We start from the raw sequence: 18034 nt of genomic DNA, 5'->3' as shown, positions 1-18034 counted from the left end.
AAGGGGCACCGCTCCTTGGGAGTTCTTTAACATTGAAAAAGACTCTCCTTCACCCAACTCACCTTGGCTGGATGGAGGACAATCTTTTTCATATTCAGGCAGGCAGCCTTCATCAGCGCCTGTTCCTCCCCTTTTTCTTTTCCACGCAAGCAGCAATAGCGCAGCCCATGCCGTTCTTTTGAATCTGCGAACCTGCTTAGGGCAACATCTCTCTCTCCTCTATATTCTAATGTCGGCACGAGGAGCGTTCGGTGGTGATGCCTGCGGGAACAGCACAGGCCGAAGATCCACTTGGGCAGGCGACCTTCCTGACCAAGTTAGCTGAGGGCGTGCCCGCGGCATTCATCCACCGATAAGCGGAAAGTGACCTTTCACACGACAAATGGGCAACTCTAACTGGTTAACACAGGCTTTTTCTACAGCCAAAGCAGCCCTTCCATAAAGGGAAGGGCTGCTTTTTTAGGTTTCGTCTTTGAGGACGCGGATGAAATGACTATAGGAGTCCCGCATTGATGTTTTAATTAAACACACGGTCTGGTCATCTGCAAATTTTTGAATCAGCTCAAGCGCTCGTTCTGGTGTGCCGCACATATATACGTGACGCGCTCTCATCCCGCATTTCACAGCTTCTCTGGCCATGACGGCCGCTCGTTCTCCGATAGTAATGAGCCGTCCGGGCTGGTTGTTGTAAATGAGGCGTCCGATTTTCTTATGCTCTTGAATTTCTTCAGGGCCCAGCTCATTGATCTGTCCGAGCACAGCTACACTGTTTTTCCCGCGTGCTTTTTCCTGTAATACGGCAAGGGCAGCTTCGATGGAACCGGAGTTGGAGTTCCAGGAGTCATCAATTAATATGGATCCGTTCAGGCCGTTGGTGATTTCTAAATGGCGTTTCAAAGGTGGAAAGGTTCGGAGTCGCTGCAGCAGGGTTTCGATATCCACCCCGAAGGTATGGGCGGCAGCTATGGCGCCGAGGGCATTGCGGACCATATGAAGTCCAAAAGCAGGCACGAAGGCTTCATAGTTTTCTTCAGCATGGGTGAGGGTGAACGTCATTCCTTCCTCCGAATATCTGATGTGGGATCCTCTGAAATCCGCCTGTTCACCGGTCCCGAACCAGATGATCTGCCCGGGAGGAAGGGATCGAGCGAAGCGCTTGGAATGGTCACATTCTGAATTCAGGAAAATAGGTTGATCCACTCCCGCACCTTTGAGTAGTTCAGCTTTTTCCTCAGCATACAAGTGCTGTGATCCATAGCGTTCAATATGATCCGTTCCGATCCCGGTTATCAACACGGAAAAGGGGCTGAAACAGCGGACACATTTCTCCAGATGCCCTTTCTTTCCAACGCCGAATTCGAAGATGCCGAAATCGGTATGCTCGTTCATCCTTGTGAAAACCCCGGCGTTCGAACGGAAGAGATTGTAGTTTCCTTTCGTTGCTTTTACGTGGTGATGCTCTGATAACAGATACTTGACCATCTCTTTCGTCGTCGTTTTTCCATAACTGCCGGTGATGGCAAGGAGAGGAATGGAAAGGAGGCGGCGGTACCAGGCGAGGAAGTGATGGTAGGCTTCCCTTGTTTTTTTCACTTGAATAACCGTAATATTCCCGCGGAGGGATGGAAGTCTTTTCGGGCGGCTTGTGATTATCACACACGATGGCAGCTGCTCTGTCTCCTGGGCCGCCGGTGCTTTTGCATCCAGGCAGAAGTATAGGCAGCCTGGCTTTACTTTCTTCACACGGGTGACGACACTTTTCACAACGGACAGGGAGCCCTCACGTACAACCACACCATCCAATTCTTTCACAAGGTCACGTACTGATAGTTTTCTCACAGGATTCTCCTTTGCACAGGAGCCGGAATTCTACCATTTCGGCTCCACGATAATGTCCCGTTTCAGTAAATCGATATTCAAACAGGAGAGGGAGGAAATAGAATGAACAGGCCGGGTTATCAGACACTCCGTCCTCTTTAAGGCATAGATTTCTTCCATCCATCCTGCAGGTTCCCCGTAAATCGTAAAAGGCTGAAGAAGGGATAGAAGGACGTTTTTTTCTTGTTTATCAATGGCTTCAATGCGGAAACACCACGTTTGAAACGTTTCTCCACGCGTGGTTCCCTCTGCGGAGAACGGGATGGAGGAGTGCTGTCCATAGAAGCAGAAGGGGATGGTGTCGATACGCATGAGTTTAGCCAGGAGTGGGCTGCATGGATCTGAGGGATCTCCCTGAAGTTCCCGCTGCTGTTGATAAAGTATTTCAAAGCTTTTCAATAGACTCGTATGATCCTTCAACCTTTCCATCCCCTTTCGATCAGCTTTCAGCTCTTATACTGCTGAGCCATGTAACAAGCATAAGGAATCATATGCCGGGCAATGGAAAACTCCCTGTGACGGCTTCCAGGGCGCCAGTTCACTTCATAAATCCACAGCTTATGATGGCGGTCAACGGCTGCATCAATCCCGAGTTCATCAAAAGAACGTCCGGGGTATAATGTTTCGAAATGCGTGGCGAACTGCACGGCAAAGTACTCAAGGAGCTGTTTGATATTGTAATATTCACGGCCGAATTCTTCCTTTAGGAAGGGCACAAGCTCTCCACGGTAGCCGCCACGGCTGACATTGCTTGTTAATCGCTTGGTTCCACTGATTCGTGGATAGATCAAGGCCGTCTGCCACCGGCCTTCTTTATTTTTATGGACATGCAGGCGGAAGTCATAGCTGAATCCCGCATTCGTCCGACTGTCGATATACGGCTGAATCAAATATTTTTTGTTTTGAAGAAGGTCGGTGACTTTCTTTTCCCAAACCTCCCGCGGACAGGTCTGCTTCTCTAATCCGGTCTGCCAGGTCACCGATCCATCCTCAAGCTTTGTAATGAAGTGGATGGATTCTCCTTTCCGGCCTGAGTGAGGCTTGATGACGGCCTCCGGATGAGCTTGAAGAAACAAATGGACATCTTCCGTTGATTGAAGCGGGTGGCTGGGAACCAGGTGGCCCGCAAACGTCTTTCCTCGTTTGATTTTGTTATAGACAGTCAGCTTGCTGCCAATCGATCGGCTGATAAACGGGATCTGTCTGCGGAGAGCACGGCTGACGGCCTTGTGCTTTGAGGATCTGGGCGCACTGATATTGATGATGACTTCAGGGAAGGGGAGATCCTTTTCGTGCCAGGATCCTTCCTGGTAAATCCACCCTTTGATGCGTCTGTGGTCAAAATCAATCCCTGAATAAGAGAAGTAGAAAAAATCTGATCCATACATTTTTGCGGCAGCTGCATAAGCAAAAGCTTTCGTGACGTGATGCGGTTTTTGGCGGTAATGAAGCATTCCGATCCGTGTCATATTCCACACCCTATATCGGTTCTAAATGAAATTTGATTTTCTCCGCTGCTGATTTTGCTGCGCTGACAGCTTCGTCCTGGTCCGGTGAAGCAGCGATGACATACGCATAACGGTGTCCCATGGATACGGGAGCGGACAAAATCGATCCTCTGCGCGGCTTTACGTAGACTTTTTTTATAGACTCCATCGTTTTGGCTTTCTGTTTTCCCGTTACTTTCATCAACTTTCCCCTGCCTTGGATGGTGATGAAGTGAGCATAGGCGGAGAGCTGTTTCTTCGGGGTGCAGTCAATCCTGTCTCCCAGGTTCAACTTCAACGTTTCCTTTACTAAAGAAATGCCGGTGGATTCATAAATGAGCTGGTTGACAGCACTCCCGGATATCCGGGGGTTGATTTCAATCAGTTTCCACCCGGAGGGCGTCTTCCTCATTTCCGCGTGGCATGTGCCATGCGTGAGCCCCAGATGGTGAACGATACTTTCGATGGTCGTCTGCAGTTCTTCGGTACATGAATCAGAGAGCGGCGCCGGCATAAGATAGCCGGTGATGATGAAGCGGGCTTCTTTTGAGATGATCTGTTCAATGACAGCGGCCAGCTGAACCGTTCCATGGTCGACAATGATCTCGATCAGATACTGGGGACCTTCCACATATTCTTCTAGAAGGAGGGAGGACAGACCGGACTGCCTTTTGAAATAGGTGCAGGCATCCAGAAAAGCCTCCTTGTCTTTGATTAAGAGAACGTCTTTGGAGCCATTGGAAACCGGGGACTTCAAAATAAAGGGCAGTTGATCGGCGTAAGTATGAAACAATGGATCAGCATCTTTCTCCAAAGGTAGAACCGCATGCTTCGGAGCCGCGGGGTGTCCGTTTAAAATTTCCCTGAACCTTGTTTTATCTTCCATATGATACAACGCGGAAACAGACAGGGAAGTTAAACCAAGTTCAGCTGCCATTTCTGCAGCCAGACGAACAAAAGGGTCGACGAAACTAACGAAGGCTTTGATATGTTTTTCTTGTTTATTTATAATCGCCAGCTGCTCGTAAATGACGTTTTTATCCTGTAAATCTTTGACGAAAATCATTTGATGCACATCGGGATACTCTTCGCGCTGGTACATCTTCTTCAGCTGCTGAGTGAGGAGGATGGTGAAATACCCCATCTGCACGGCTGCCTCGATGGCATCTCTGCTGGATCCGGATTTGTGTGTTTCTAAAAAGACGATGCAGTCCATAACCTTCCATGTCCCTTTCTTTACCGGGGGCCCGGGAGATGTTCCTGTGGAAAACCACACATACCTTTCAATGCATCTACGTAGGATTTTTGTATGTGCCAATACAACGCATGATCTCCTGCATAAAGGGGGAGCCGGTCATCCACATACCGGTGATTCATTTCAATCAGCCAGATCTTTCTTTTTTGATCCAAAGCAATATCCACACCAAAATAGCCAAAAACGGTGCCGGACTCCTCCTCTAAGCGTTCAGCTGCCCGGCAGCACACGGAAAAGATCTCTTCACGGAGATGGTCGATCTCTTCTTTGGAAAGGGAAAAGCAAGACCTCACCACATCCTCTGCGGAAGAGACCTGACCACCGCCGGCGTGATTGCTGATGATGCTTTGTGGAGCACCTGTTTTAGCGACCCATCCAGCAGCTTTCCACTGAGCCTGCCTATCCTTATGCAGGTAGACCCGGTAATCGATCACTTGGTGATTGAACGCTATGTCCAGACATTTCTGTGCAAGGTAGGGTTTTCGACCGATGATTTTATCCAGATGGTTGGCTGCTTCTTCCGGAGGCAGGCATTTCTCCAAGTTCATTCCATTTTCCCTCGTCCGTACATGCCATGTCCGGCTCCCGGCAGAAGGGGAAATGTGAATGGTTTTACGGCCGAATGACCCTTTGACAGGTTTTAAAAATAAGGATCCCCACTGATTCATCCAATCGACGGCCTCGGGACCTCCTGTATAAAGAGCGGTAGGAGGCAGGTGCGAAAGGAGGATTGGATCTTTCTTTAAGTACTGATAGACCTGCCATTTCGAATAAACCGCTTGATTGAAGACGGCACCGCTTACGTGACGTTCGAAGCTCAACTTCAGCTCTTTCTTCAACGACATGCGCTTATACACAACATCGGGGTAGGGGAGAAGTCTTTTCTCCCAGCTTTCATCAAGGGGGTTATACATGTATCCGCTCAACTGCGTGTGCCTGGATTGAATACTGTCCATAGAAAAAATGGTGAGGATGCCGTTTTGGAGCGGATCATTCTGCAGCACATGGTTGAACCGTTTTCTTTTACCGGGCAGGTATTTTTCCCTGCCTGCCGCTAATATTCCTAAATGAGGACCGATCCTGAGATGACCCTCATCATGACGCAGTTGAAAACGTCCCTGGTCAGGGAAAAGCAGTTCATCCGCAATCCGTGAGAAAAGGCGTGCGTGTCGTTCCTTCGTTCCTTTTATCGTGACAGCCGCAGCTTTTGAACCGAACTCGACGATCATCGGAGTTTCCTCCTGAATAGACAGCTGTTGAAGGATGGGGTGTGGGAGGTGGAACTCCCGCCCTTCCCCATGTTCTTTTTGAATGTGAATGGCGCCGTGCATCCTGTATCCCCTCTCATTGGATTGAGGTACAGCATATGGTATTCGTGGACAATAGAAGCGTGTGACTAACTTTTACTACGATGGTTTTTACAAGTTGGAGGGAGCCCTTTGTTTATAAAAAAGAATGCAGAGCTGAGCCGGGCGTCCGTTGCTTTCCATCCTTCTATGAAAGAAGTGCTGGGCCGGGAGGGGGGGACTTCTTTGGATGTTCACCTTGGTCTTTGGAAGCGGAGCACCTCTGTCTTTTACCACAACCATGTGAACGAAGATGTGGTGGAGTTTTCCCATGACCTGCTTCATGGTCTGACCATTCCTGAGGATATTGACTTTGAATGGATGTCTGAAAAAGATGGCTTTCATCTTGGTCCGGTCCTTGGGATTTTAAGAGGGGCTTCTCTGGAAAACATCCGTCCGAGTGTCTTAAGGATTATGCGCCGCTGGGTGGTGGATTACAAAAACTTAAAAGGCCTTGTCATTGTTTTTCCGAGGAATGGAGTTCGATCGAAGGGGGAGTCGGTGACCGGATATGGCTTTGCCGGTGTGGAAAACGGCTTCTGTATGGGGACTTTTCCTTTTCCAAGTGCTGTGTTCAGCCGTCCGAGTGCCGGTGGAGAGCGGACCTATCGATTGCTGGATGATTTGACCTCCGGACGTTTTTTTAATCGAAGAGGTGCCGGAAAGTGGGGGTTTTACTGTGCGCTCAGACAGGACCCGGCGACAGAAAAGCTTGTACCCCATACAGAAAAATATTCCACAGACGAACGGCTGATGATGTTGATGGATCAATATTCCATCGTTTATTGGAAACGGAAGTTCGGTGCCAAAGGGTATGGCATGATTCAAATGAAAAAGAAAGACAACCGCTATATCGTCACAAGGGTTCTGAAAGGAGAGCAGAAGCAGGAGGTATTTTCCAGCGGGGATCAGTTGAAAGCGTATCTCTCGGATATTCCCGACAGGAAAAGAGGACTGATTCAACAAGGAGTTCCTTATGCAATGGATGGAAAACAAGTGGACTTCAGAGCCTATGTTCAAAAAGATCCTGATTCTTCGTGGAAGATGCGCGGATTTGTGGGACGAATCGCCCGGACGGGAAGTGTCATCACCAATTTGAGGTATACCGAAAAAGTGATGAAAGGGCCGGACGCTCTCCAACAGTTTTACGGAATTGGAAAAAAAGAACGCGCACGACTGGAGAAAAAAGTGGAAGCCGCCTGTCTGCTGGCTGCCGCCCGTCTGGATGAGTCCGTCGGTCACTTTGGGGATATCGCCCTCGATTTCATCATTAGTGACAAGGGAGATCTTTATTTTCTCGAAGTGAATGCCAACTATGGCCACGCCAGCCTTGTGAGGATCGGGGATGAATCTTTGAAGCACAGCATCTACCGTTCCCCGCTCGCCTACGCCAAATCGTTGACCGGATTTTCGGGTAAAGCTTAACCCTTTTTGTAGGAACGGATCGTCTTATAGGCAGTAAGGTCCGGTAAATTTCTGAACATCCCAATATCCGGTTTCGTATTGGCTTCAATGATCCATAAATGACCGTCCTTATCTATGGCTATATCGAGACCGAAAAGCCGGTGCTCCACATAATAAGGAGCGATGTGGTGGGCAGCATGTAAACCGAGCTGATCCATCCGCTTCATAAGGTCCACGGCCGCTGCTTTTCCAATGACCGCAGATGCGGCTTGTTCCGCAGGCAGCATTTGTTTTGTATAGTTGGTGGCGATAAAAGGGGCGGCTGCGACCCTGGCGAGCTTTCCTGTTACATGCCAGTCGGTCTGCGCTGATTTCCTCTGGACCATAACCCGGAAATCGAACGGACATCCGTCGATTTCAGCGAGGGAGATTTTCTGCTGGATCAAGTAACGTCCGGTGCTGTACGTGTTGGTAAAATGCTCATAAAGTCCGGATAAACGGGAGGACCGGATTTTTTTATGATTCACGTGCCATTCAAAGGAATCGTTCCCTAAATCGGACAGCTGGATGACCCCCCGGCCTTTATATCCGCGCGCAGGCTTTAAAATGACCTGTTTATGTCTCTTCACCATATCCACCATTGTATCGGGGGTGAGTCGTTTCGTTTCCGGCAGAAAAGGGCGGAGGTCATCGGACTGCTTCATCCATTGATATTTTCTCCACTTGCTCGTCTTCATGTGATACGTTCCTTTCCCGGACCCGCATGATAAAAAAACCCCTGAAACTCAGGGGATGGGTCCAAACTGTTGGTTTATGACAGTGGACAGTAGAGGTTGTTGTAGGCAGCGAACAGGCTGATGGCTTCTTCATAGCTTTCTGTTTCAACAGCTTCCTGGAAAATCGCAATGACTTCATCTTCGGTAAGTGGATAGTTCACGAGTGGATGTGCGGCATTGAGAAGAGCGGCTGTTCCTTCCAGAGCCAGTTCCTGTGTCGGGGTGGAAGGGATGGGAAGATTGAGAGCGAATAAAAGGTTGAGGTTATCTTTGTAAATGCAGACATCGAAAACGGTATTCACACGGTCGCATATGGAATAAGCTTCCGGCCATTGAGGGATATTTTGAAGTGCCCCCCAGAATTCTGCGCTGCATCCTGTATTGACCCCCATGATCAACACCTCCTTATTTTTCTACTATATGTGAAGGAAAGGGAAGTGTCTGTGTGGGGGGAGAATTCATGAAGAAAGCCTGAAGGGGATACCTTCAGGCTTTCTTTGTTTTAAAATCGCTGATAGCTTTTTTCCTGATCGTTGTATTCAGGTAAAGGCTCACGGAATGCGGCGGCATCCTCAGGGCGTGCGAATTCTGAAGGGGCTTTAGGAGCGGATGATTTATACCGGATATGAAACTCCTCTTCATACTCTGCAGCGGATATTCCTGCTTTCGGCTGCCTCATTCCGATGATCCACGTTTCGAAATTGTACATGCCGCGGTCGATGATGACACCGAGATCTTCCAGAGACTGGGTCAATTCATTCAGACAGTCCAGACCATTTCTTAAGATAATCCCGCGTTCCTTAGCTTTGTCCACCGAATGTTCCAGTCTGTACACTTCTCCTTGGTAGGAAAACTCAATAAAACAGCTGTTCCGATCCCAGTTGAAATGAAAATCTTCAATTTTCAAGCGCTTGATCGCCTTGACGAGTTTACGCTCGCAAACACTCTGTTCCTTATGCGGCATCCATTGGAATAGAATATTCTTGAATATACGATTCTTGAACAAACCATCCACCATCCTTTTTATAAGCCTAATCAATGAGAGCAGTGACAGTCAAAGTATTATAGTTTACTATTTCTCCAAAAAAAGTAAAAATCCTCTAAAAAGATGAGAAAAATAGGAAAAGAACTTTATTCCGACACGATGATTTTATTATAATCCTTAAAAACGGCTGAAAGAATAGTTCCAATGGACGGATTCAATCAAAGTCCCCGCAGGAGCTGTTCGTTCTGCCGGCGGAGCTGATCGTACGCCTCCTTCAATGACTCAGGCACGAGCGTCCTTCCGTAATCCCAGGCGTTCGTTTCAATCGTCGCTTTCAATGCGGCAATTTCTTCGTCTTCCCCGTACATGAGTGTGCGGAGGTCGTGCTTATGCTTTTTGAACGTAAGGTAATACCCCAGTTCATGACAAACCATCAGCTGTACATAAGATTCTTTTGCGATGCCCAGATGGGCTTTGCTCATGAAGCCGTTTACCTCAAGGTAATTAAAGGTCAGTGTATTGTTGGAGACGTTAAAGCTCATCGGAGCCTTCAATTGATTGTCAGCGGCCCAGTTGATATCGAGCTGATGGTCGCTGATCGTCTGCTGGATGATTTCTTCGATTTTCCATATGTATAACATCAATAGCTTCCTATCCTTTCTTTCTGTACTTCCTCTAAGTATAAAAGAAAAGATCAGGAGGTTTGAAGCTAAAACTACATTCTTCTCCTTAAAAAGAGGCAAAGTCCGCCGGAAGACGGACTTTTTGACTAAAGTGGCCGGTCGTCAAATTCATAATGGACCGGTCCGGGAGGAAACCCCCGTTTCTTTTTTAAAAGCTTTGTTATTGCTCGGTGTTGTTATTTAACATGTGAGCTCCTATCACCCCTTTCTCTCATGGGGTTTGTATGAGGCGGCCTTGGGAATGACTCCCTTTCCGTGGGGTACCGTGAGCCTCCTCAGGCTGCGCCTTCCGGGGTCTCACGATGTACCTTCATTCCACAGGAGTCTCGCCATTCCCAAGGCCGCCTCTTCAAAGAAGGGTAGTTAGAAAGGATATAACCGAAGTCCGTTACACCACTACGAAAGGGATGGCAGGGAAAACAGGTAGACTCCTGCGGGAAAAAGGAACAAGGTGAGACCCCGGAGAACGAAGTTCGAGGAGGCTCATCGTTCCCCGCGGAAAGCGGACGGTTTTCCCTGCCATCCCATTCTCTGAGTAAACAACGGACCGGACCCTAATTCCAGACGGAGACGATTTAGTAATCATTTAAATTAACAACAACAGACTTTAACAGAGCTTTTTTAAAAGGAAATGTTCATGATAACCAGCTTAAAGTGGTGGATGCGGTTAAGCGGTGAATGTAAAACCTGTCCCCGGGTCAAATGTTCAACACCGGACAGGTTTTACATGATGATATGGAACACTTGTTTAGATCCATGGATGAGTTATTTGTTTCTGCTGTCGATTTCCGGGAGGATGGTTTTCGCTACTTTTTCATCTAAGGCTTCGTAGTCATAATAATCAATGGTTTCATAGAGTTCCTGTCTCGTCTGCATATCCTGAAGCTTTTCCTCCTGCGTACCTTTTTCCATAATTTCAGAGAAGACCCGTTCATAGGCTTTCGCTGCCGCGCGCAGGGAAGTAACTGGATAAATGACCATGTCCGCACCGAAGGAGGCAAACTGCTCATCTGTGTAGTAGGGGGTCCGTCCGAACTCCGTCATATTGGCGAGAATCGGAGCATTCAGATTAGAAGAGGCCCGTTTGAAATCCTCTTCGCTTATGAAAGCTTCCGGGAAGATGGCGTCGGCTCCGGCTTCTATATAAGACTGGGCCCGGTTGATTGCTTGATCGATTCCTTCGACCGCTTTGGCATCCGTCCTGGCCACAACAATTAAATCAGGAGCGGCTTCTTTGATGGCCTGGATTTTCTGCATCATTTCTTCCTGGGGGATCAATTGCTTTCCGTTTAGGTGGCCGCACTTTTTAGGCATGAGCTGATCTTCAATCTGGACAGCGGCGGCTCCAGATTCCACCATCTCCTTCGCTGCTCTTGCCGCGTTCAGCACGCCTCCATACCCCGTATCGATATCAACAAGAAGTGGAAGGTCGGAAGCCCGGACGATTTCCCGGGCTTTCCCAGCCATTTCATTGGAATATATAAGACCGAGATCCGGAAGCGCCTGACTGGCTGTATAAGCGGCTCCGGATAAGTAAAGGGCCTGGAAACCAAGGTCCTTCGCGATTTTGGCACTCATTCCATCATGGGCGCCGGGGATTTTCAACAGGTTCCCGCTTTTCATTAAATGTTTAAATACTTGAGCACGTTCTTTCTGTGTTGAGGCGGTCTGTACGAGCCATGTCATCGGTCATTCCTCCTTCATCACAATTGGAATTCGTCCATAAACTGCGGGACCGTCGTCCTGGTCAGAGCTTCGTAATCTTCGCACAGGTTCAATATTTTATTCGTCTGTTTGAATGAAAAACGGGTTTTTACATTGTTTTGAAACTTGTTCAATAATAATGGAAGGCCTTCGTCCCGGCGTCTGCGGTGACCTATCGGGTATTCCACAGCAACCGGGTCTGTGGAAGTCCCATCTGAGAAAAATACTTGGACGGCATTGGCGATGGAACGTTTGTCAGGATCAAGGTAGTCCCGGGTATAGGCCTCCTCCTCGATGGTTTCCATCAAATCTCTCAGTTTATCGATCGCCGGGTTCCGGGCGGTCTCATCTTCGTAATGATCGGCGTTCAATTCGCCGTACAGGAGGCCGATGGCGGTAATGTACTGGAGGCAGTGATCCCGGTCCGCCGGATTGTGGAGCGGCCCCTTTTTATCAATGATCCGGATGGCTGACTCATGGGTGGTAATTGTAATTTTTTCTATTTCGTCCAGTTTATCCTTTACCTGACTGTGCAGATGGATCGCGGCTTCCGCTGCCGTCTGAGCGTGAAATTCAGCAGGGAAGGAGATTTTAAATAGGATATTCTCCATAACGTAAGAACCGAAGGAACGTGAAAGAGTCAATTCTTTTCCGCTGAACAGAACGTCTTGAAATCCCCATCCGTCAGCAGAAAGGGCGGTAGGATAACCCATTTCACCTTTCATCGTCATCAATGCCAGGCGCACACCGCGGCTTGTGGCGTCTCCGGCGGCCCATGATTTTCTTGACCCGGTGTTCGGGGCATGCCGGTAAGTACGTAAACTGGAGTTATCAATCCACGCCTGGGATACAGCGTTTGTAACGTCTTCCTTTTTTCCGCCGAGCATAGCGGTCACGACAGCTGTTGTCGCTACTTTTACGAAGAGCACATGGTCAAGTCCCTCCCGGTTCAGGCTGTTATCGAGGGCAAGAATTCCCTGAATTTCATGCGCCTTCACGATGTATTCGAGGACTTCATGCATCGTCATCGGTTCCTGTCCCGAACGGAGGCGTGTCCGGCTGATATAATCGGCCGCAGCAAGGATGCCTCCGATGTTATCGGAAGGGTGTCCCCATTCTGCTGCAAGCCATGTGTCGTTGTAGTCGAGCCACCGGATCATGCAGCCGATGTTAAACGCGGCATGGACAGGGTCGAGGACATAGGATGTCCCCGGAACCCGTGCCCCGTCAGGCACAATCGTTCCAGGAACGATCGGTCCCAGATGTTTCGTGCATTCCGGATAACGGAGCGCTAAAAATCCGCACCCGAGCGTATCCATTAAAACGTATTGAGCCGTTTCCATCGCCTCTTCACTTGTAATTTCCCCGTGCACCGCATAGGAAGCAATTTCTCTTAGCACTGGATCGGCCCCAGTCTGCTGCACTTGCGTTTCATTCATCTTCCATCTCCACCTTTGCTTGAAATATTTGATGAGGGAGGGGGCTGCTCTTTAAGGGTGCAGTCCCCGTGGTCCTGTGTAATGAACCCGTGGGCGGAACAATTTGTTATCCGTATATTGTTCGGCCACGTGAGCACAAATGCCGAGCGTGCGTGCGGAAAAGAAAATCGGTGTATACAAATCAATCGGGATGCCGAGCAGATAATAGACAGGAGCGGCATAATAATCCAGGTTCGGATACAATCCTTTTTCTTCCTTCATTAACTCTTCTCCTGCTTCACAGCACTCAAGCAGGTCTTCTCTGTTTTTTACAGCTGCCAGCTTTCGCAGAGCTTCTTTCATTAAGGAGGCGCGGGGATCCATTTTCTTCATATACACCCGGTGGCCGAAGCCCATCACTTTCTCCTTGCGGGCGAGCTTTTCCAACAGCAGCCGCCGAAAACCTTCGACAGATCCACCTTCAAGCAGCATGTGCATGACGGCTTCATTGGCTCCGCCGTGAAGGTTCCCCTTAAGAGAAGCGACAGCTCCTGTGAGGGCTCCATATACATCCGAATTGGTGGAAGCAATGACACGGGCGGTGAACGTGGAATTCGGCATTTCATGTTCGCTGTACACCATTAAGGATTGGTCGAAAATCGACGCTTCCTGCTCATCCGGAACCCGGCCAGTCAGCATATACAAAAAGTTCGCACTGTAGGAAAGGTCCGGGTCAGGTTCCAGGATGCTTTTCTCCTGTAGGAGGCGGTAGCTGCCGGCTGTCATCACTGGAATTTTCGCCAGCAGACGCAGGATCGTCTGTTCCAGGTTTTTTCGCTCACCGAGGTTTTTATCGTACCCGGCCAGAGCTGAGATTCCGGTCCGTAAGGCGTCCATAGGATGAGTGTCTTTAGGGAGCTTAGCTAATAGTTGAACCAAACTGCCGGAAAGAGGGGCTTCTAATTTTAAGGTTTCCTCAAGTTCCTGCTGTTCCGGTCGGGCAGGGAGACGGCCTTTCAGAAGAAGTTGAATCAAGTCGATGTACTGCTGTTTTTCAGCCAGCTCAATCAGATCATAGCCGCGGATGACGATTTCCTCCGCTTCTACATCCAGGTAGGAAAGTTTCGTTTCCGCAGCAATCACCCCGTTCAATCCGGGTTGAAACGTCGTCGTTTTATCCATGTGGTTCCTCCTTTAATTGAGTAAACGCTTACAAAAAACGTGAGATCAGCCGGTCATTTCCTGAAGTACCTGTTGGTAAGCTTCCTCCAAATGCACAAGATCGTTGTCCTTATCCGTCAGTCCATCCTGAAGAGCTTCATACATATCCTCCAGTGTGTGTGGCGTGCCACTACAAACATAAAGCATGATACCGGATCTCAAGTGGTTCAAAAATTCTTCTTTTAGCGACGCCAACAGGCATGCACCTCATCCCTTACAAAATATTGACCATAAAAAAACAACTTCCTTTTAGAAGTTGTTAAGTATACGTATTGAAAAGTAAACAAACAGGCAGAAAACTGCCCATATGGAAACCATCTGACCGCACTTAACACCTCCTATCCTCGTAGGTTTTGATGTCTGCTGATACAGGCAGGTCTCCTGGCTCATGGTCATCGCAGTCCGAAACCTTCCCATCTTCGTTTGTGAAGACAGTGGTATGTACGGAACACTCCCATTTACAGTTGCGGGACAGCACCGGATTTTCACCGGTTTCCCTATTAATCCTCTTCTGTGAAAGAAAAGGAACCTGTATCTACAACGCTATTCAATTTTCTCTTTCAATATAGCAAACATTTGGAAAATAAACAATTTTATTTAAAATTCCGGAGAAAGTTATTCAGGACAGCATGGGCGCACATATCAAACAGAATGGGATGTGCGGCGTATACTATCAGGACTGAATGAATAAGGAGTGAAAACGATGAGTTATGATTATGAAAGCTCAAGTTACAGTTATGACCATAAACATAAGGACCCCTGTGGAAAATCCAAAAAAATAAAGCATTACAAAAACTGTGTGGAAGATGTACTGGAGGCGATTGTTTATGCTCAGGACAGAGTGGAAGAAGACAGCTGCCACACGTCATGCCAGCAGTCCATTGATTCTCTGCTCGGGGATCATAAAGTAAAGAAAAAGAATACCGTGCCGGTCATTCTTTACTGCGGCTGTGATCCCTTCAAGGGAACAGGCGTGGCAACGTATTCGTGTCATGCAAAAAAAGAAACCTTCAAGTGTATCCATACGTACCTCTTCAAAGTGAAAGATGTCCATGATGGGTGTGCGGTCCTGGAACTGCTTGTATTTAAGTCGGATTGGAAGAATGATTCAAAACAGAAACACTCGGCATGCAGCCAGATTGATGGAAAAGAAGTTCGTGATCTGGCAGGTACGGGCATCTGCATCACTGTGGATTTATCCTGCTTTTGTGCGGTGACCTGTCTCCCGGCTGTCCGCCTTCATTAAGCTGAAAAAAAGATTCCTACAGAGTGTCGCTTTGAATCGACTCCATCAAAAAAGCCGGCCGCAGCCGGCTTTTCTGATTCAGCCTCCGAAAGCTTCCAACATGTCTTCGATTTCTTTTTGATCGATGAAAGCAGAACCAGCAAGGGGCGGGACGCTTGTTATGCTTGATGCGCTTGATGGGAAGGCGCCTTTGGTGAGCATTTCTTTGATGGTGCGGAGCTCTTCGAGTACAGGGTCTCCTCCAGAGGTGCGTCCTGCTGCCGGTGCGGATAAGTACTGGTGCAGGGCAGAAAGAAGGAAGTGCTGGAGCGTATTGTTTTCCGCGTGGTAGGCCAGTTCTTTCATCACATCCGCGTCGACAGCCTGCGCGTGTCCGGTCCTGACGTCTATATATTTCTCAGGTATGGTGACAACGGTTTCGTTGAAGTAATCACGGTAGGTGTGTGGCATCGTTTCACCTTCTCGCCCTTATGACCTGTCAGCGGTCTGTTTTTTACTGAAGAGCTGCATTTTAGCAAGAATCATCAGCCCCCGTACGTTCAATTTGGCCATTTCCTCCGGGAATGTCAATTCGATCGGGCGTCCTTTTTCACTCCAGGACACAGCAGCTTCACGAATCTGACGCTCGGCAATCTGCGCTGCGCCTCCGACGGCGATGTAGCGGGCCGCTCCCTTGATTTCGTGTGAACTTGAACGGACGCGGTCGAAATGCTCCAAGTATTTTCCAGCCATCAATCGCAGCTGCGGGAGAATGTAGCGGCTGATATCCTTTTTCACGCCTGCAAAAGGTTCTACATACCATTCCGACTGGCCGCGTGCCAGTTTTTCTTCCAGTTCCGATCTGGAGTTGAAGCTGTACAGCTCATTCTGGCTTACTTTTTGTATGATGGTATCGAGAAAAGGGTTGATGCCGAACGGCTCCCCCTCCACAGAAGCTACCGGTTTATTATGTTTGATACCGACAAAGTCGACGGAATCTCCTCCGAGGTCTCCAATGATGACGCCCCGCTCCGATTCTTTCACGAGTGATTCATCGGAGACGGCGAGCGTTTCGGGATCGCGGGTAAGAGCCAGATAGGCGAGGGCGCCTTCCGCGCCGACGATGACATCCTCAATATGAAGGGTTACCACGGCTTCTTTCGGTTCGCGGATCCCGGGCACTTTATGGAAAATGATTGTATGCGTACCGGTGAGGCGGTTTTTCAACGTATCTTTCCGCCGCTTGTACTGGGTGGTCGGCAGGGAAACCGCCAGTTGATCGATCGTGTACTCGACATCCTTTTCTGAACCACTGCCGAGCAGGGCGTGGTAAGCAGCAGCAGCAAAAAGAAGAATGTACGTCCGTTCTTCATCAACCTTTTGATTGTTAAAAGAAGTCAGGCTGACATTTCTCTGTTTCACTGCTGACTTGCCGATGTAGTAAATGTTCCGTCGGTCCTGGATAGCTGGGCTCTTGATTTCCACAATCATGTTTTCTTCATAATCCACATCTTCCTCGTCATACGGCATTTCATAAAACTCTTCATCAAACAAAGCGACGGCGTTCGGGATTTGATAATCCATGAAACCACCGTCATCTGATGCGAGAATCTTATACCAGCTGTTCCCGATATCTACAGAGAAAATATGCTCGTTTTTCATTTTCTACCTCCTGACGTTAAAGCATATGCGCAGCTTTCCAGGCTGTGCCAGTACTCCCCCAGGTGCCTCTGGTAGATTTGGGCGGACCGTTTCTATAAATCTTTTACAGGAACTTGTCTTAAAAGTTCCACGTTTATACTAATGCAAGTGACCATGCCTTCGAAATCATAGAGCATAGACTACAGTGAGGTTACTATAAAGGAGGAAAACATCATGAGAAAAAATGACCGTCACTGTGTCAACCTGAATGAATCAGCTTCTATTGAACAGTGTACAAATTCAAGTGCGGATACTGCGATCACTCCAAGCGGAGAGCGTATCGTCCGAATTCCGGTTGAACTGGGAGCCTACAATGTTACGACTAACCTCGTCGCTAACATTTCCTTCCCACACCCGGTACTTGAAATCAAAGATATTAAAAAGCGTGTCATCATTACCCAGTGCCGTCTGCTTACGCGTACGTCCGCAGGAGATGATGATCAGTTTTCAGCAGGCCCGTTCCCATTGTTCCTGAAAGGGTATGTCCGTAAAAACATTCAATACGCGACACCTTGTCATGATACAGAGGGTGAATGTGTATCATCTGAAATCAAGTCCCTTACTGTGAAAGTGCCGTTTGAGTGCATGACTACCATCGAATTGGATTCACCAGCTCAACTGCCTGTTCGCAACCGTAGAGACGAATATGACTTCTTCAGAGCGCAGGACCTTGGTAAGGGATATCCGGAAAAAGACCAGTATCTGTCCAGTGACCTTTCCCAGTTCCATCAGGAAAGTTTCCAAGGTTACAACCAGCTGCCATTCTGTGAGCTTGTTTCCAGTCAGATTCTTGAGTGGGACGAAGCAACAGATCGTGGATCGTTTGGCGACAGCCCGGTTGATGAAGCGTACTTCCGCCATATTGTAGAAAAAATGCAGGTGCGATTCACCATTAAAGTGCTTCAAAACCAACAGGTGCGCGTAGACGCTCTATAATTGAAAAAGATGACA

The 18034-nt window shown here is 48.4% G+C and carries 18 protein-coding genes, 1 pseudogene and 1 riboswitch; of the genes and pseudogenes, 3 read left to right on the top strand and 16 right to left on the bottom strand.

Annotation, left to right across the window (positions count from 1 at the left end; genetic code table 11):
* Positions 1 to 26 precede the first annotated feature (26 nt).
* The 6 genes and pseudogenes from ACXADP_RS18105 to ACXADP_RS18080 form a co-directional block, all read right to left on the bottom strand.
* Positions 27 to 194, bottom strand: a pseudogene (locus tag ACXADP_RS18105) (transposase); the annotation flags it as partial.
* A gap of 265 nt (positions 195 to 459) precedes the next feature.
* Entirely contained in the window at positions 460 to 1839 is a 1380-nt protein-coding gene (locus ACXADP_RS18100) for a UDP-N-acetylmuramoyl-tripeptide--D-alanyl-D-alanine ligase (protein ID WP_474972093.1), read from the bottom strand.
* 30 nt (positions 1840 to 1869) lie between these two features.
* Positions 1870 to 2298 carry a hypothetical protein gene (locus tag ACXADP_RS18095; RefSeq protein ID WP_474972092.1) on the bottom strand — a complete coding sequence of 143 codons (429 nt, stop codon included), beginning with the start codon at positions 2296 to 2298 and terminating at the stop codon, positions 1870 to 1872.
* 26 nt (positions 2299 to 2324) lie between these two features.
* Positions 2325 to 3347: a YheC/YheD family protein gene (locus tag ACXADP_RS18090; RefSeq protein WP_474967345.1), complete on the bottom strand. Its 1023-nt coding sequence runs from the start codon at positions 3345 to 3347 to the stop codon at positions 2325 to 2327.
* 10 nt (positions 3348 to 3357) lie between these two features.
* Entirely contained in the window at positions 3358 to 4581 is a 1224-nt protein-coding gene (locus ACXADP_RS18085; protein WP_474972091.1) for an ATP-grasp domain-containing protein, read from the bottom strand.
* Positions 4582 to 4601: 20 nt separating this feature from the next.
* Positions 4602 to 5951, bottom strand: a complete 1350-nt coding sequence (locus ACXADP_RS18080) for a YheC/YheD family endospore coat-associated protein (RefSeq protein WP_474972090.1) — start codon at positions 5949 to 5951, stop codon at positions 4602 to 4604.
* A 108-nt stretch (positions 5952 to 6059) separates the two neighbouring features.
* Here ACXADP_RS18080 and ACXADP_RS18075 point away from each other — a divergent pair, with 108 nt between their 5' ends.
* Positions 6060 to 7391, top strand: a complete 1332-nt coding sequence (locus tag ACXADP_RS18075) for a YheC/YheD family protein (protein ID WP_474972089.1) — start codon at positions 6060 to 6062, stop codon at positions 7389 to 7391.
* Here ACXADP_RS18075 and ACXADP_RS18070 read toward each other — a convergent pair.
* The 8 genes from ACXADP_RS18070 to ACXADP_RS18035 form a co-directional block, all read right to left on the bottom strand.
* The gene (locus tag ACXADP_RS18070; RefSeq protein ID WP_474972088.1) at positions 7388 to 8107 is read right to left on the bottom strand and encodes a YheC/YheD family protein; all 720 of its coding nucleotides are present in this window, start codon (positions 8105 to 8107) and stop codon (positions 7388 to 7390) included. The two genes, ACXADP_RS18075 and ACXADP_RS18070, sit on opposite strands and share 4 nt — an antisense overlap.
* A gap of 74 nt (positions 8108 to 8181) precedes the next feature.
* On the bottom strand, positions 8182 to 8538 hold the full coding sequence (locus tag ACXADP_RS18065) for a hypothetical protein (protein WP_474967350.1): 357 nt from the start codon (positions 8536 to 8538) through the stop codon (positions 8182 to 8184).
* Between the two features lie 110 nt (positions 8539 to 8648).
* Positions 8649 to 9152, bottom strand: a complete 504-nt coding sequence (locus ACXADP_RS18060) for a hypothetical protein (RefSeq protein ID WP_027955665.1) — start codon at positions 9150 to 9152, stop codon at positions 8649 to 8651.
* A gap of 197 nt (positions 9153 to 9349) precedes the next feature.
* Positions 9350 to 9772 (bottom strand): hypothetical protein, encoded by a 423-nt coding sequence (locus ACXADP_RS18055; RefSeq protein WP_474967351.1) that lies wholly within the window; start codon positions 9770 to 9772, stop codon positions 9350 to 9352.
* Positions 9773 to 10579: 807 nt separating this feature from the next.
* On the bottom strand, positions 10580 to 11500 hold the full coding sequence (gene prpB / locus ACXADP_RS18050; RefSeq protein WP_474972087.1) for a methylisocitrate lyase: 921 nt from the start codon (positions 11498 to 11500) through the stop codon (positions 10580 to 10582).
* 17 nt (positions 11501 to 11517) lie between these two features.
* A complete protein-coding gene (locus tag ACXADP_RS18045; RefSeq protein ID WP_474967353.1) occupies positions 11518 to 12957 on the bottom strand; it encodes a bifunctional 2-methylcitrate dehydratase/aconitate hydratase in 1440 nt (479 codons plus the stop codon).
* 51 nt (positions 12958 to 13008) lie between these two features.
* Positions 13009 to 14118: a citrate synthase gene (gene mmgD, locus ACXADP_RS18040; RefSeq protein ID WP_474972086.1), complete on the bottom strand. Its 1110-nt coding sequence runs from the start codon at positions 14116 to 14118 to the stop codon at positions 13009 to 13011.
* A 45-nt stretch (positions 14119 to 14163) separates the two neighbouring features.
* Positions 14164 to 14352 carry a hypothetical protein gene (locus ACXADP_RS18035; RefSeq protein ID WP_474972085.1) on the bottom strand — a complete coding sequence of 63 codons (189 nt, stop codon included), beginning with the start codon at positions 14350 to 14352 and terminating at the stop codon, positions 14164 to 14166.
* Positions 14353 to 14511: 159 nt separating this feature from the next.
* A riboswitch (cobalamin riboswitch) is annotated at positions 14512 to 14705 on the bottom strand.
* Between the two features lie 155 nt (positions 14706 to 14860).
* Here ACXADP_RS18035 and ACXADP_RS18030 point away from each other — a divergent pair.
* Positions 14861 to 15403, top strand: a complete 543-nt coding sequence (locus tag ACXADP_RS18030; RefSeq protein ID WP_474972084.1) for a CotY/CotZ family spore coat protein — start codon at positions 14861 to 14863, stop codon at positions 15401 to 15403.
* 78 nt (positions 15404 to 15481) lie between these two features.
* Here ACXADP_RS18030 and ACXADP_RS18025 read toward each other — a convergent pair whose 3' ends face one another.
* The gene (locus tag ACXADP_RS18025) at positions 15482 to 15853 is read right to left on the bottom strand and encodes a hypothetical protein (RefSeq protein WP_474972083.1); all 372 of its coding nucleotides are present in this window, start codon (positions 15851 to 15853) and stop codon (positions 15482 to 15484) included.
* A gap of 18 nt (positions 15854 to 15871) precedes the next feature.
* Complete coding sequence (locus ACXADP_RS18020) at positions 15872 to 17044, bottom strand: ParM/StbA family protein (protein ID WP_027955674.1); 1173 nt, start codon at positions 17042 to 17044, stop codon at positions 15872 to 15874.
* A gap of 213 nt (positions 17045 to 17257) precedes the next feature.
* Here ACXADP_RS18020 and ACXADP_RS18015 point away from each other — a divergent pair, with 213 nt between their 5' ends.
* Entirely contained in the window at positions 17258 to 18019 is a 762-nt protein-coding gene (locus tag ACXADP_RS18015) for a CsxC family protein (protein WP_474967358.1), read from the top strand.
* Positions 18020 to 18034: the final 15 nt, after the last annotated feature.

Source organism: Halobacillus sp. AWH4_228, from assembly GCF_056158365.1.
This window is presented reverse-complemented; position numbering and strand designations above follow the sequence as displayed.